This window comes from Noviherbaspirillum massiliense JC206 (assembly GCF_000312045.1).
Lineage (GTDB): Bacteria > Pseudomonadota > Gammaproteobacteria > Burkholderiales > Burkholderiaceae_D > Noviherbaspirillum > Noviherbaspirillum massiliense.
This window is the reverse complement of record NZ_HE978634.1, coordinates 2,436,507-2,451,276: the sequence shown is the minus strand read 5'-3', so window position 1 is coordinate 2,451,276 and position 14,770 is coordinate 2,436,507. Positions and strand designations below refer to the sequence as shown.

Annotated in this window: 15 protein-coding genes; 7 read left to right on the top strand and 8 right to left on the bottom strand. The window is 60.5% G+C overall.

Annotated features, from left to right (window positions below; genetic code table 11):
• Positions 1–115: 115 nt before the first annotated feature.
• The 5 genes from HGHM_RS12020 to HGHM_RS12000 all read left to right on the top strand — a co-directional run bounded on the left by HGHM_RS12020 (position 116) and on the right by HGHM_RS12000 (position 5,248).
• Entirely contained in the window at positions 116–1,012 is an 897-nt protein-coding gene (locus tag HGHM_RS12020; RefSeq protein WP_019141780.1) for a phosphoribosylaminoimidazolesuccinocarboxamide synthase, read from the top strand.
• A gap of 1 nt (position 1,013) precedes the next feature.
• The gene (gene purE, locus HGHM_RS12015; protein WP_019141779.1) at positions 1,014–1,520 is read left to right on the top strand and encodes a 5-(carboxyamino)imidazole ribonucleotide mutase; all 507 of its coding nucleotides are present in this window, start codon (positions 1,014–1,016) and stop codon (positions 1,518–1,520) included.
• The gene (locus tag HGHM_RS12010) at positions 1,517–2,710 is read left to right on the top strand and encodes a 5-(carboxyamino)imidazole ribonucleotide synthase (protein ID WP_019141778.1); all 1,194 of its coding nucleotides are present in this window, start codon (positions 1,517–1,519) and stop codon (positions 2,708–2,710) included. The genes purE and HGHM_RS12010 overlap by 4 nt, the downstream gene beginning before the upstream one ends.
• A gap of 16 nt (positions 2,711–2,726) precedes the next feature.
• Positions 2,727–3,764: an L-threonylcarbamoyladenylate synthase gene (locus HGHM_RS12005; protein ID WP_019141777.1), complete on the top strand. Its 1,038-nt coding sequence runs from the start codon at positions 2,727–2,729 to the stop codon at positions 3,762–3,764.
• A gap of 164 nt (positions 3,765–3,928) precedes the next feature.
• On the top strand, positions 3,929–5,248 hold the full coding sequence (locus HGHM_RS12000) for an alpha/beta hydrolase family protein (RefSeq protein WP_019141776.1): 1,320 nt from the start codon (positions 3,929–3,931) through the stop codon (positions 5,246–5,248).
• Between the two features lie 46 nt (positions 5,249–5,294).
• Here HGHM_RS12000 and HGHM_RS11995 read toward each other — a convergent pair whose 3' ends face one another.
• The 4 genes from HGHM_RS11995 to HGHM_RS11975 all read right to left on the bottom strand — a co-directional run bounded on the left by HGHM_RS11995 (position 5,295) and on the right by HGHM_RS11975 (position 9,258).
• Positions 5,295–6,998, bottom strand: a complete 1,704-nt coding sequence (locus tag HGHM_RS11995; RefSeq protein WP_019141775.1) for an ArnT family glycosyltransferase — start codon at positions 6,996–6,998, stop codon at positions 5,295–5,297.
• Positions 6,999–7,404: 406 nt separating this feature from the next.
• Entirely contained in the window at positions 7,405–7,677 is a 273-nt protein-coding gene (locus HGHM_RS11985; protein WP_019141773.1) for a SemiSWEET family sugar transporter, read from the bottom strand.
• A gap of 180 nt (positions 7,678–7,857) precedes the next feature.
• Entirely contained in the window at positions 7,858–8,367 is a 510-nt protein-coding gene (locus HGHM_RS11980; protein WP_019141772.1) for a flavin reductase family protein, read from the bottom strand.
• Positions 8,368–8,475: 108 nt separating this feature from the next.
• Entirely contained in the window at positions 8,476–9,258 is a 783-nt protein-coding gene (locus HGHM_RS11975) for a helix-turn-helix domain-containing protein (RefSeq protein WP_245549208.1), read from the bottom strand.
• Positions 9,259–9,500: 242 nt separating this feature from the next.
• On the opposite strand from HGHM_RS11975, the gene msrA reads away from it, so the two are divergent.
• A complete protein-coding gene (gene msrA / locus HGHM_RS11970; RefSeq protein ID WP_019141770.1) occupies positions 9,501–10,037 on the top strand; it encodes a peptide-methionine (S)-S-oxide reductase MsrA in 537 nt (178 codons plus the stop codon).
• A gap of 45 nt (positions 10,038–10,082) precedes the next feature.
• Here the strand turns inward: msrA and HGHM_RS11965 are convergent, their stop codons facing one another.
• The 4 genes from HGHM_RS11965 to HGHM_RS21250 all read right to left on the bottom strand — a co-directional run bounded on the left by HGHM_RS11965 (position 10,083) and on the right by HGHM_RS21250 (position 13,693).
• The gene (locus HGHM_RS11965) at positions 10,083–11,282 is read right to left on the bottom strand and encodes an SAM-dependent methyltransferase (protein ID WP_019141769.1); all 1,200 of its coding nucleotides are present in this window, start codon (positions 11,280–11,282) and stop codon (positions 10,083–10,085) included.
• A gap of 70 nt (positions 11,283–11,352) precedes the next feature.
• A complete protein-coding gene (gene pdxH / locus HGHM_RS11960) occupies positions 11,353–11,988 on the bottom strand; it encodes a pyridoxamine 5'-phosphate oxidase (protein WP_019141768.1) in 636 nt (211 codons plus the stop codon).
• A gap of 12 nt (positions 11,989–12,000) precedes the next feature.
• Positions 12,001–12,534, bottom strand: a complete 534-nt coding sequence (locus HGHM_RS11955; protein WP_019141767.1) for a hemerythrin domain-containing protein — start codon at positions 12,532–12,534, stop codon at positions 12,001–12,003.
• Between the two features lie 7 nt (positions 12,535–12,541).
• Positions 12,542–13,693: an MFS transporter gene (locus HGHM_RS21250; RefSeq protein ID WP_161603779.1), complete on the bottom strand. Its 1,152-nt coding sequence runs from the start codon at positions 13,691–13,693 to the stop codon at positions 12,542–12,544.
• A gap of 96 nt (positions 13,694–13,789) precedes the next feature.
• Here HGHM_RS21250 and tcdA point away from each other — a divergent pair, with 96 nt between their 5' ends.
• Positions 13,790–14,680 (top strand): tRNA cyclic N6-threonylcarbamoyladenosine(37) synthase TcdA, encoded by an 891-nt coding sequence (gene tcdA, locus HGHM_RS11945; RefSeq protein ID WP_019141765.1) that lies wholly within the window; start codon positions 13,790–13,792, stop codon positions 14,678–14,680.
• Positions 14,681–14,770 lie beyond the last annotated feature (90 nt).

Here is a 14,770-nt window from a genome sequence, read left to right as displayed (position 1 = left end):
TCCCGTGCAAGCGGGAATTCACCATCCCAGATAAGTCCGGCAGAAATATCGGCCGGCACTAAACTGACCGGCGGCGTGTCGAGACACCCGCCGGTTTGGCTTTTTTGGAAACTTCATGAACAGCCTCTACCAATCCACCATCCGTTCCCTCCCGCTGCTTGGACGCGGCAAGGTGCGCGACAACTATGCCGTCGGCGACGACAAGATCCTGATCGTGACGACCGACCGCCTGTCCGCCTTCGATGTCGTCATGAATGAGCCGATCCCCGGCAAGGGCAAGGTCCTGAACCAGATGTCGGATTTCTGGTTCGAGAAGCTCGCCGGCATCGTGCCCAACCACTTGACCGGCATCGCGCCGGAATCGGTGGTGCAGCCGGACGAAGTGGAGCAGGTGAGGGAGCGGGCAGTTGTGGCCAAGCGGCTCAAGCCTATCCTGGTGGAAGCAGTGGTACGCGGCTATATCAGCGGCTCCGGCTGGAAGGATTATCAGGCGACCGGCACGATTTGCGGCATTGCCCTGCCGCCGGGCCTGCGCCAGGCCGACAAGCTGGAACAGCCGATCTTCACGCCGGCAGCGAAGGCTGATCTTGGCGAACATGATGAAAACATCAGCTTCGCCGAGATGGAAAAACGCATCGGCAAGGAACTGGCAGCCAAGATCCGCGACGTCAGCATCAAGCTGTACCAGACCGCGGCTGATTATGCGGCTACGCGCGGCATCATCATCGCCGACACCAAGTTCGAATTCGGACTGGACGAGCAGGGCACCCTGCATCTGATGGATGAGGTGCTGACCGCCGATTCCTCGCGCTTCTGGCCGGCCGATTCCTATGCGCCCGGCATGTCGCCACCGTCGTTCGACAAGCAGTTCGTGCGCGATTATCTCGAAACCGTGACCGGCTGGAACAAGACCGCCCCGGCTCCGGCCTTGCCGCCCGACGTGATTGAAAAGACCGGCGCGAAATACCGCGAAGCGCTGACGCGCCTGACGGGCAAGGACCTGAAGGACTGACATGGCAGAGCAAGCGCTTGCAGGCACGCCCCTGGTAGGCGTGGTGATGGGTTCCTCGTCTGACTGGGAAGTGATGCAGCATGCAGTCGCGATGCTGAAGGATTTCGGCGTCCCGTACGAGGCCAAGGTGATTTCGGCGCACCGCATGCCGGACCAGATGTTCGCCTATGCGGAATCGGCGCGCCAGCGCGGCTTGCGTGCCATTATCGCCGGCGCCGGCGGCGCGGCTCACCTGCCGGGCATGCTGGCGGCGAAAACCATCGTCCCGGTGCTGGGCGTGCCGGTGCCGTCGAAATACCTGCGCGGCGAAGACTCGCTGCTGTCGATCGTGCAGATGCCCAAGGGCATACCGGTCTCCACCTTTGCGATCGGCGAAGCGGGTGCGGCGAATGCGGCATTGACCGCGATTGCCATGCTGGCCGCCACCGACGACGTGTTGGCGGCGCGCCTGCAGGATTTCCGAGCCCGCCAGACCGAGGCGGCCCTCGCAATGAGTTTGCCGGCATGAGCGAGAAGCGGTCTTCCTCCATACCCTCCGCAGTGCCGCCGACCTGGCTCGGCGTGATGGGCGGCGGCCAGCTCGGCCGCATGTTTGCCCATGCCGCACAGGCCATGGGTTACAAGGTCGCCGTGCTGGAGCCGGCGCGCGATTGCCCGGCGGGCCATGCGGCTGACCATTTGCTGAGCGCCGCTTATACCGATGAAGCGGCGCTCGACGAGCTTGCCTTGCAATGCGCGGCAGTCACCACCGAATTCGAAAACGTTCCGGCGCAAAGCCTTGCCTTCCTGGCCGAGCGCAGTTTCGTTGCGCCCTCGGCCAATTGCGTGTCGATCGCACAGGACCGCATGCTGGAAAAGCGGTTCTTCACCGAATGCGCGGCGACCTCCGGCGTGCTGCCGGCGCCGCACAAGGTGATCGCCTCGGAAGCGGATATCGAAGCCATTCCGGACGACTTGTTGCCGGGCATTCTGAAAACGGCGCGCCTTGGCTATGACGGCAAGGGACAAGTGCGGGTGCGCACGCGGGAAGAGGCGCGTGCTGCGTTTGCTGCCATGAAAGGTGTCGCCTGCGTACTGGAAAAGATGCTGCCGCTGGCCTATGAAATCTCGGTGCTGGCTGCACGTGGCGCCGACGGACAGTCGGTGGTGTATCCGATTGCCGAAAACGTCCACCGCGACGGCATCCTGTTCACCACGACCGTGCCCGGGCCAAACGTTTCCGCAGAATGCGCACACAAGGCCCAGGATGCGGCGCTGGCCGTCATCGCCCGGATGGAATACGTCGGCGTGCTCTGCATCGAATTCTTCGTCCTGCAGGACGGCTCTCTCGTGGTCAACGAAATGGCGCCGCGTCCGCACAACAGCGGGCATTACACCATCGACGCCTGCGTGACCAGCCAGTTCGCCCAGCAGGTGCGGGCCATGGCGCGGCTGCCTTTGGGCGACGTGCGCCAGCATTCGCCGGCGGTCATGCTCAATATCCTCGGCGACATCTGGTTCGACGGCGATTCCGACAAGGCGCGTGAGCCGGCCTGGAACAAGGTGCTGGCGCTGCCCGGCGCAAACCTGCACCTGTACGGCAAGGACGACCCGCGGCGCGGCCGCAAGATGGGCCATGTCACCTTCGTCGCGCCCACCCTGGAACAGGCGCAAGCCAGCCTGCATGCGGCCTGTGCCATCCTCGGCATTGCCTTGTGAGGCCATCGAACCTGCCATGCCGGAACTGAACCTCGACTTGCCCGCCATCCAGGCGGCGGCACGCCTGCTGGAGCAGGGCGAGCTGGTCGCATTCCCGACCGAGACGGTGTACGGATTGGGCGCGGACGCGGAAAATCCGGCGGCGGTCGCCAGGATCTATGCGGCCAAGGGACGTCCTTCCAACCACCCCGTGATCGTGCATCTCGCGCCCGGCGCCGACATCGCCTATTGGGCGCAATCGATTCCGCAGGAAGCACGACAACTGATCGAGGCCTTCTGGCCCGGCCCACTGACGCTGATCCTCAAGCGCGCGCAGCATATTCCTGACTCCGTGTCGGGCGGACAGGATTCGATCGGCCTGCGCTGTCCTTCGCATCCGGTAGCCCGAGCCTTGCTCGGCGCCTTCAAGAATGGAAAGGGTGGCGTGGCCGCGCCTTCCGCCAACAAGTTCGGCCACGTCAGTCCAACGACAGCCCAGCACGTGCGCGATGAATTCGGCACCGGACCCGGCAGCCCGTTGGCCTGCGTGCTCGATGGAGGACAGAGCGAAGTCGGCATCGAATCGACCATCATCGACCTGTCGCGGATCGCGACGCACGGTCCGGTGCTGCTGCGCCCCGGGCACATCGGCGTGAAGGAAATTGCCGATGTGATCGGTGCCGCGCCGAGGCTGCCGGATGCAGCGGCGCCGCGCGCATCCGGCACGCTGGATGCACACTATGCTCCCCGCACGCCGGTGGCCCTGGTCACACTCGAGCAACTGCCTGCCACGGTGCGCCAGCTCGCCACTGCCGGGCAGCGTGCCGCCATCATCGGCCGCCTCGCTCCCGCCCAGGCCGAAGCGGCGGCGCAGTTATCGCTGCCACAATCGCCCGCCGGCTATGCGCATGGCCTGTATGCCGCACTGCGCGCGATGGATGCAGCCGGGGCGGACGTCATCCTGGTCGAAACGCTTCCTGCCGAAGGCGCCTGGCAGGGCGTCAATGACCGTCTGCGCCGTGCGGCGCATGATTCCGCAGGCATACTTTCGCGCCTGCTCAAGAGAGGCCAATAGCCCGAGTTCTTTCTTCGCCATGGCTGCCTGCACGGCGGCTATGCGCGTCATGCTTTGATGCCGCGCAAATCCGGCAACTAGTTGCCGTTTAGGCTCCCTAACTTGTCAAGCCGATAAAAAGGCATTCTTTTAATTTCAAAAAATGGATTTCAAGAGGAGACGACATGGACCGGATCAAATTTGCAGCTGCCATGCTTGCGATAATCGGCCTGGCGAGCTGTGGCGGCGGTGGTGGAGATTCCACTCCGGCCGGAACCGCTACCGTCCAGAACAATGCAAGCGTGCAGCGCGGCGCCCTCAGGAGCGCGAGCACGGTACGGACGCTCTCCACTGCCGCCATAGATGATGCGGCACGGTCATCGGGGCTGCTTCTCCTCAGCGGGCCAGCGAAATGCGATGTGACTCTGGTCAGCGTGGATTACCAGACCATCGGGGCGCGGGCGAATGAAGTGACGAACGCGACCGGCGTCCTTTTGCTTCCCTCGGGCACCACCTGCCCGGCAGGCCCGCTTCCTTTGCTGGCCTATGCGCGGGGAACCGATATCTTCAAGGCGCGCAGCCTGGCCAGCGCCAACCCGGTCGACCCGGAAACCCTGTCGCTGGCTGCGATATTTGCGGCGCAGGGGTATGCGGTCGTGGCGACCGATTACCTCGGCTTTGCAGGTTCGCAGTATTCCTTCCATCCCTATCTGCATGCCGATTCCGAAGCAAGCACGGTCATCGATTCGATCCGCGCTGCCCGTGCCGCCGCCACCGGCAGGGGCGTTGTCTTATCCGGCAAGGTGATGGTCGCCGGCTATTCGGAGGGCGGCCATGCATCGATGGCAACCCAGCGCGCCATCGAGCGCGACAATCCGGTGGAATTCAACCTGGTGGCCGGCGGCCACATGTCCGGCCCCTACAATCTTTCACAGTCCATTGTCAGTGAAGCCAGCTTGCCAATCGTTAACGGCCAGTTCTTCGTGCCATTCTTCATCACTGCCTGGCAAAAAGTGTACGGCAATATCTACAGCACGCCGACCCAGGTGTTCAGGGAGCCATTTGCCACTGGCATCGAAAGCCTGTTCCCCGGGCCTTTCACCTTCACCACGGCGATTCAAAATGGCAAGCTGCCGGCTGATACGAATTACCTGCCGGTGCTGTTCCAGCCGGCCTTTCTGCAGGATATCCAGACTAATCCCAACAGCCCGACAGTGATCGATGCCAGGAGAAACGATCTGCTCGGCTGGAATCCCAGGGCCAGGATGGCCCTGTGCGGCGGCTCGCAAGATCCGACCGTCAATTATTCGATCAACACCAGGCAGGCCCAGGCCGATTTCGCGGCGCGTAGCATTACGGTGCAGGCGATCGACGTGGATCCGATCATCCAGAGTGCCGCCGATCTCGCAAATAAACCGGTAGACCTTGCCGCCTATCACGGAACGCTGGTGCCGCCACTGTGCATGACGGCCTTGCGCGATCAGTTATTCAATCCACTCAGGTGAGGGCGGAGATCGGCAGCACTCGGACCGTCGCGTAACAGCTCCCCGGCTAATTGAACAGGACCCATCTGCTGCCGGCCTGTTGCAGATGCCAGTGCACCTCTGACGTACTTTGCTGGAACTGCTCCAGCCGTGCCTGCGTGCTTACCACGACGACCTTATCCTGCAGGTTTTGTGTCGCGAACTCGCTCATGGAAAGGCAGGCATTCTTTCCCTGAGCAGCGTGCTCGCATCCAAAATGTAAATCCCTGCTGGCGCTGTCTATGATGCGGATGCGTTTTCCCATGTAGAAGGGCAGTGAAGAAAAAACGTCTTCGAAATCCCGATAGGCAAAGACGGGCCGATCCCCGATGTTCAGGGCCACGATAAGTTGGGCGATGGCCTGGCTGCTGTCGCGCGACGAGCGCGCATGCATCGTGGTCAACGCGCCCATCAAGGCCGGCACTGACAATATTCCGACCATGATGACAATCCGCTCCGGCCAGTTCTGCCGGAACCGGGGCGAGCGACACCCGCGCACTGCCAGATGCCATCCGATGCTGGAGACCAGCAATGTCGCCAGGCCGACAGCCAATGACTCGGATGGCGACAACCAGGCCAGACGCGGTACCAGCCAGATCAGGCCTGTTCCCAGCATGGCCAGGCCCAGCGATGCACCGAGGCATTGGGCCAGCAGCCGGTGTGCATGCCTTTGCATGCATGAATCGATTTCCACGCCGGCCCAGAGCGCCACCGCAGGCGCAACCACGATCAGGTAATAATGGGCTTTTGCCTGGGAGGCAGAGAAGAACAGCAAGGGGAACAGTATCCATGCTTTGCAAAAGTTCCGTAGCGTATCGGCGCTGCTTTCGGCTGCACCGTTTCGCCGGAAGAACAAGGCCAGCAGCGGAGCCCAGGGAAGCAGCATGACAAGCAGGCGCAGTATGTAGTAGTACGCGGGGCCAGAATGGTAATCATGCGGTTCGCGCAAGCCAAGAAAGCGCAGGATATGTTCATTGATCAGGTAGAACCAGGCAAAACCTTGCTGCTGCAAGCTGGCGGCGACATGCCATGGCACGGCAACGAGCGCAAACAGCAGCAGGCCTGCCGGGTCCGTCAGCATGCGGATGAACCGCCGCTCGCGCATGAACAGGATGAACAATCCGCCGATGCCTGTTGCCAGAATCACGGCAACCAACCCCTTTCCGAGAGTCGCGAATGCGAGCAATACCATGCCGGTCCTGACCCAGTTCCGGCTCCCTGTCAGACAGGCGTGCAGAAAGGCGAGAAGCGACCCGCTTAGCAATGCGGTCAGCAAGGGATCAAACAGAATGGAATGGGACAGCAATGCAACAGGCAGCATTGTCGACAGGATCAGTGCTGCAAGCCACCCTGCACGAGGCCGGCCGTGCCTTGCCAGGAACACGAGCAATCCCATCGTCAGGCATAGCATGGGAAGAGCGCAGGCCAGCCGGGCGCTTGCCTCGGAGCGGCCAAGCACCCGGAACGAGGCCGCCATCAGCCAGTAGAGTAGCGGGGGCTTTTCGAGGTAGGGCACGCCGAGCAGATGCGGCACGAGATAGTTGCCGGTTTCCAGCATTTCCCGTGCGACTTCCGCGTACAAGCCTTCGTTGGTATCGAATAGCGGACGTCCGCCCAGACCATAGAGAAAGCAGAAATTGGCAACGAAGACTGTGACGAGGGCATGCGGCAGTACGGCGGAAGCGATCTTCGGATGACCGGTTCGGGGTGCGGCGGAAGCGGTATCGGCCATGAAAGGAACCCTTCAGCAGTTGCAAACCCTGCCAGAGGTCCCAGAGCAAGGAAATTCGAGCCCGCCTTGGTGGGAGCTTATCTGTCCCAGTCGTCCAGGTTCATCCAGCGAATGATTCGCGCAATGATTAGTCCGGCAACAATTGCGGCTCCGATGATAAGGAGCAATAGAACAACAAAGTTTTCCACGACAATAGCAGCGGCATGACGCCAGCCGAAGTTCCACTTCAATTCAGATTGAGCACTTCAGCTTGAAAAAGTTTGACGCGGGGACTGAGCCAGGTCATGGTTCAGTCCCGCCTTGAGTTGAGGATGTGCGGTTGGAGCGTGAATGCATCGGCCGGGCGATGTGGCCAATGGAGGGATTGGCCAGTTGCCGCGGCAAAGAGTGGATGGCGCTGGCGTATTTAGCCGAAACGCAGCTTCATTGAAAGGATGAACAGCGCAAGCGCCAGCGTGAGTCCGTTCGCAATGATGACCGGCCATGCGCTGATCATCGGTCTGTATGCCAGCCAAAGGCCGACGGCGGTAGTGAAGATGGTGTACATGCCAAGGGACACCTCGTCGGCGCGGCGCGCTTTCCGGGTAAGCCAGGCTTGCGGAATACAGGCGGCGGTGGTCAGCATGGCAGCAATGGCGCCGATCAGTGCCTCGAAGTGTTGCAGGAAGCTTGAAGCCATTAAACATTCCTCATGAAGGGGAGTGAAAATGAATGCCCGGAAAGGAGTGTCTGAGGACAAGTTTGCTGCAGAAAAAGTTTTGCTCAGCCGCACAAAACTAAGCGGCCTTCTTGCGTCTGGCAGTATTGGCAAGCCGGAAGAATTGCTGCAAGCAGCAGCAAGGTACGGCAATGCAAGGCTTCAGCGCGGATGGGTCGAGACGAATTGCCCGGCGTGGAATACCAGAGCCGGGCGCGGCAGCACTTCGCAGCGCTCCACTTCGCCAACGAAAATCACATGGTCGCCTTCCGGATAGCGGCTGCGGTTATGGCATTCGAACCAGGCGGCCACGCCCTTGATGATGGGCAGTCCGGTGCGCGACAGCTCGAACTCCACGCCTTCGAATCGATTCTCGATGCGCATGGCAAAACGCTCTGCAAGCGGCGCCTGATCGCCTGCCAGCACATTGATCACGTAATGCGAGTTTCCGGTAAATACCGGTAGACTGCTGGCGGTTTGTGACAAGCTCCACAGCACCAGCGGCGGATCGAGCGAAACCGAATTGAAGGAACTGGCTGTCAGGCCCAGGAAAGAGCCGTTGGGCAGGCGGGTGGTGATGACCGTAACCCCGGTGGCAAACTGCGACAGGGCATCTCGGAAATGGCGCGTATCGAAGCTGGGCGGTTCCGCGCGCGAAATTGGTAGTGACATCGAAAATCCGGAATTTTTGACAATTATGCCGAAAAAACCGCAGAGAGGCGCGATTGGCTGGTATGCGGCAAGCTCGTGCCCGCCATTATTCCAAGTACCGGCAGCCTGTTATTTTCTTCGTATGGTACGGATCGCGGCTTGCGGTTTTTGGCGTAGCAAAGCTTCGAATGCCTTAGGCATCCAGGGACGCGCGGCGAGCATGAAGCTGATGGAAAATTTTTCCGCATAGGGCAGCTTCGCATCTTCCTGGTGCTGCTGCGACAACTCCCTTGCCAGCTGCTTGAGGCGGCTGAGCAGAACGATGATCGATTGCTTCGACAGCATTACGTTCACCACCTGCATCAGTTCATGCTCGCCGTCGAATTTCGATTCAAGGTAATCGCGCAGGGCAAGTTCCCGGAAATAAGTCTGGATCGGTCCATCCGGAATCCAGCGGAAGGTGCGTGACACCCGCAGCTTGATGCGATTGTTCGGCAGCAGTTCCAGGAAGCCGATCCTGTCCAGCTGCACCAGGTACTTCACGACTTCGGCGTCGGTGAGTGCATAGATATCGACGATCTGCTCGACGCTGAGCAGGTTCAGCGCGGATACTGCGACCACCAGCAGTTTGGCATCGCTGATGATTTCCTTTTCCTGCGCAAATGTCAGTTCCGAAACAAGCTTCGATTCATCATGACCGGCCAGCGCAATATCCCGGAAATCGATGTCGGCTGCCTGCAGGATGTCATCGAGGCGCTGCAAGGTGAAATTCTTCTGGGAGAACATCCGCTTGACGCTGGCCTCGGACATGTTGATGCGTAATGCGAGGTCGGCATAGGTAATGCCGCGCGCCTTGAGTTCGCGCTTGAGGGAATCGATGAGAAGAGTGCTCGCGGCCATAAATGTCGTCACGGAAAAAGTGTCAAAAATGATACACCAGGCTGCACTTGCTTCGTCATGAAGTATTGCTGCATGTGTCGCGCAACGCGAAGCATTCTGGCTGCTTCTGTGCAATATGCGTGTGCATTTGCCGAAACGCGGGACAGTATTTGCATTGACTTCTCTCAACGGCGGGCAGGGGGTCATGCAAACCGCATAGGCATCCTTGCCCCTTTCCGCTAAAGTAATAGCATCACATCCACAGGAGATGAATCGTGGCGACTGAAACAGCGACACTGGGCGGCGGTTGCTTCTGGTGCCTGGAAGCCGTCTATCAGGAACTCAATGGCGTGCAGCAGGTTGAATCCGGCTACAGCGGAGGACATGTAGCGAACCCGACCTATGAGCAGGTGTGCGAAGGCACGACCGGTCATGCGGAAGTGGTGAAGCTGACATTTGATCCGGAAGTGGTCAGCTACCGTGAAATCCTGGAGATCTTTTTCACCATCCACGATCCCACGACGCTCAACCGTCAGGGCAATGACGTCGGTACCCAATACCGTTCGGTAATCTTCTATCAGACGCCGGAGCAGCAGGAGACGGCCAAGCATGTGATCGCCGAAATGGCGAACGTCTGGGATGCGCCCATCGTGACGGAATTGAAACCGCTGCAGGAATATTACAAGGCGGAAGATTATCACCAGAACTATTTCCGTCAGCATCCGCTGCAGGGCTACTGCGCCTTCATCGTCGCGCCAAAGGTCGCGAAGTTCAGGAAGATGTTTACGGATAAGGTGAATGCGGCGCAATGAGTTGCGCCGCCGAAGTCTCGCAATAAGACGGGGCCGTCCGCCGCATCATTCGTACATGTAGCGGCGCGACCAGGGCAGGTGCGACACGCCGGGTCTGGCCTTGGTGCACAAGACCTGGTGCAGCGATACCCAGTCCTGCTCGAAGGCATAGGAACAGCCGGCCAGGTACACGCGCCAGATGCGGAAGCGCCTGGGGTCGACCAACTGCCTGATTTCGTCAGCACGCGCTTCGAAATTCTCGGCCCAGGTCGCGCAAGTCTTTGCATAATGGCGGCGCAGGTTTTCCACATCCAGCGCTTCCAGCCCGCCTTCTTCCATCGTTCTCAGCACGAGACTGATGTGTTCCAGTTCTCCGTGCGGGAAGACATAGCGGTCGATGAACTTGCCGCCACCATAGGCGCTTTCGCCGTTGTTGATGTCGGTGGTCGTGATGCCATGATTCATCACCATGCCGTCGTCCGCGAGCAGCGAATGGATCTTGCGGAAATAGATGGGCAGGTTCTTCATGCCGACGTGTTCGAACATGCCGACGCTGGTGATGCGGTCGAACGTTCCGCTGACATCGCGATAGTCTTCCAGGCGGATTTCCACGCGGTCCGCGAGGCCAGCGCGCTGCACGCGCTCCTTCGCGAGTTCGTACTGATTCTGCGAGAGCGTGATGCCCACGCATCTGGCGCCGAATTTCTGCGCAGCACGGATCACCAGGGCGCCCCAGCCGCAACCGATGTCGAGCAGGGAATCGCCCGGACGCACCTGGATCTTCTTCAGGATGTGGTCGATCTTCTTGAGCTGCGCAGTGCCGAGGTCTTCATCGCCATTCTCGAAATAGGCGCAGGAATACACCATGTTCTCGTCCAGCCACGCCTGGTAGAAGGCGTTCGACACGTCGTAGTGGTAGCGTATCGCCTCCTCGTCCTTCTCCTTGGTGTGGTTGAAGACGCGCGCAATGCGCTCCAGCTTGCCATCTGCCTTCGGCATGTTGGCGGCAAGCGTGGTGCCGATCGAAATGATGTCCTTGACGCCGCCTTCGACCTCGATCTTGCCTTCGACATAGGCTTCGCCGAGGCTGTCGAGCGAAGGCGAAAGCAGGTAGCTCAGCGCGGAGGCTTGCGGCACCTTGACGGTTACCTCCGGAGAGGCGCCGAAATCCAGCTGCTGCCCGTTCCAGAGTTCCAGTCGCAGCGGCAGGGCGCTGCGTTCGCGAACCTCGTTGGCCCACTCTCCAAGCTTCTTTTCCCAAAACACGATATATCCTCCATTGCCTGCGAATAAACGAGTTCTGGAAACTTCCGGATGGCTGCGGGCCGAACAAGGCTTAAGGTTGCAGCCTCTGCCGCCGCCAGCTGCCGTCCGCCTGCAAGAGGTATGCGATGCGGTCATGCAGCCGCGAATTGCGGCCTTGCCAGAATTCCAGGTAATCCGGGACGAGCCGGTATCCGCCCCAGTGGTCGGGACGCGGCGGATGCTCGCCGTACTGTTGTTCCGCCTGCATGTATTGCGCTTCCAGGCTGATGCGGCTGTCGATCGGCCGGCTCTGTGCCGAGGCGATCGCGCCGATGCGGCTCTTCAGCGGGCGGCTCTGGAAATAGCGCTCGCTTTCTCCCGCGGAAATCCGTTCCACCCTGCCTTCGATGCGCACCTGCCGTTCCAGCTCGATCCAGTGGAACAGCAGGGCTGCATGCGGATTGTGTTGCAGCTCGCGGCCCTTGCGACTGTCGTAGTTGGTAAACCAGGTGAAGCCGCGCTGATCGAAATCCTTGATCAGCACAATGCGGCAGGACGGCCTGCCGTCGGCGGACACGGTGGCGAGGCTCATTGCATTCGCTTCCGGCACCTGTGCCTTGAGCGCTTCGTCGAACCATTTGCCGAACTGGGCAATCGGATCGGGCTGGATGCCCTCTTCGGACAGGTTGGCGCGGCTGTATTCTTTTCGCAGATCGGCTATCAGCATGTCGTTCCCTGCTTATTGAACATTGCGTCGTGCACGCATGGCATCCCCCAATTGTGCCATCTGGGCATCGCTGAACAGACGCTTTGCCATCGGCGCGATATGGGATTCTTCCTTTTTCATGTGTGCGAGGTACAGGGCCGAAAACCGTGCGACGTCATCTGCCGAGAGCTGCGCCGACGTGCCCGAAGCGATCTCATGCAATTGCCGGTCGAGGGCTTGCCACAGCGCTTCCATCTCTCCGTGCTCGCGCAGGATGTCTGGAAGCAGCGCATGGAGCAGGGCCGCATCGTCGCCGCGCGCCGTGGCTTGCAGCATGGGCAGCAAGTCCTGCTCTTCGTCGGCGTGGTGATTGCCGGCAGCCTGATTAAAATACTTCATCACCGCATTTGCTGCTTGTTTTGCATCAAGATCCGTACCGGATACCGGCAGATGGGTGAGCAATTTGTGCAGCGTATTGAGCTGCTTGCGTATCCGGTCATGGCAATGCTTCAGCACTGCAATGGGCTGGTCGAATCCGGGAACCGGATCGGGTAAGAGATTCTTCATGATGGTCTCACTTGGTTGATGCCTTGCGCCAGGCGATGGGCACGCCCGAACCGATCATCGCGCTCATGGCGAGGAACACGACCGGCAAGCCGAGCGTTGCACCGGCTGCGCCAAATACCAGAGGCAATATCACCTGGCCCGCATTGCCCATGGTCACGCGGATACCGACTGCTTCGCCGGCCCGGCCGGGAGGCGCGCAATGATGGAGCAAGGCTAGCATGTTTGGCTGGCTCGAGCCTACCGCCAGGCCCAGCACGGCGGCAACCGCCATCAGCGCGGCCGGCTGTCGCATGAAGGGAAAGATCGCATAACAGCATACCGCCAGTATCAGCGCACCGGAGAGCACTTGCCATTCGGTGCAGCGTCGCGAAATCCACGGCATGGCCAGCCTGACCGAGAAGGTGGCGACTGCAAAGCAGCCGAGGATCAGCCCGATGGCCGAAGCGGACAGGCCAAGATGCGAGCCGTGGATGGGGGTGACGAAGGTAAACAGGTCCCAGGCGCCGGAGAGCAGGATGCCGATCAGATAGATGCGCCGCAGCTCCGCATCGCGCAGCAGTTCCAGCATGCCTCCTTTTTGCCTGGGTTGGGCGTGAGCTGCAGGCTGGATGGTGCGCAGGCGGCCGAATACCGCCACCGACAGCGCGGCCAGTGCAAAGCCGCAGAACACCAGGTAGGAAATGCGGTGCCGGGCATGATCGATGACGAATCCGGCGATGACCGGTCCGCAGAATCCCGAGACCGAGTAACCCAGCGCGAGCCAGCTGAAGTTCGACGAGCGGTTTTCGAGTGTGCTCATTGCGCCCACCGTATGCTGGGAGGCGACCTGGGTCACCATGAAGCCGGTGCCGATGAAGAGGGTGGCGAGATAAAGCACAGGCAGGCCGCTGATAAAAACGGGCAGGGCGCAGCCGGCAGTGATGGCGACACAGGCGCAGGTGACTGGTGTGGCGATGCCGATCCGGTCGACCAGGCGTCCGGCCGTCACGCCGAACAGCATGGGAAACAGGGAAAACAGCGCGATCAGGACGCCGATCGTGGATTCGGGGGCATGCAGGGACAGGGCATAAAGCGAAGTCGTGATGCGCGCGCCGGCCAATGCAATATGGGCACATACCGACAGCAGGATGAGTTGCAGCAGGAGAAATGAAGGAAACACAAGAAGGCCATCCGGGAAACAGTTCGGCAACATGCATGACTGATAAAAAGATTCTAGAGGAAAACATACCCCATTGCTCTCCGTTAAAATAAGGGGATGAGCACGGTTATTTCCCTGAATCCTTCCCTGAATTCCTCCCTGTCTCGTGCCGAAGACGAGATCGATTTCGATCGGCGTTTCGGCGGTATCGCGCGCCTGTACGGCAGTACCGCGCTCGCGCGCTTTCGCTCTGCGGATGTATGCGTCGTGGGCGTGGGCGGCGTCGGTTCCTGGATCGTGGAAGCCCTGGCGCGCAGCGCCATTGGCAACATCACCATGATTGATCTCGACAACGTGGCGGAATCGAACATCAATCGGCAGATCCATGCCTTGAGCGACACGCTGGGCAAGGCCAAGGTGACGGCGCTGGCGGAACGCATCGCGCAGATCAATCCCTTTTGCCGCGTGACCGAAGTCGAGGATTTCCTGACGGCGGACAATCTCGATGCAATGATCGGCGCGCGCAATTTTGACTATGTGGTCGATGCCATCGACGATGTGCGCGCCAAGACGGCCCTGATCGCCTATTGCCGCGACAAGGGCATCAGGCTGATCACCATAGGCGGAGCCGGCGGCCAGATCGATCCGACCAGGATCGAGATCCGCGACCTGTCGCGCACAGAGCAGGAGCCGCTGCTGGCCAAGGTGCGCAAGCGCTTGCGTGCCCATCACGGTTTTCCGCGCGGTCCGAAAAACAAGTTCGGCATCGATGCGGTGTTTTCCACCGAACCCTTGCGCTTTCCGGAAACGGCAGAATCCTGTGCGGTGAATGGCGGGGATGCATCCGGCATAAGCGGCCTGAATTGTGCCGGTTTCGGATCGTCGATGGCGGTGACGGCATCCTTCGGGCTGGTGGCGGCAGCGCAGGTGTTGCGCAAGCTTGCACAGGACGACGTGAAACAGCCGGAACCGGTTGGCGCAGACGAGCCTGCTGCCGTCGCTGCCTGAGCCTTAGAGCGTCTAACAAACTGAGCAAACCGACAGGTTTGCGGTCGCTGGCAAGGCGCATCGGCGCAGGCAGTACATGACGTGCGACAA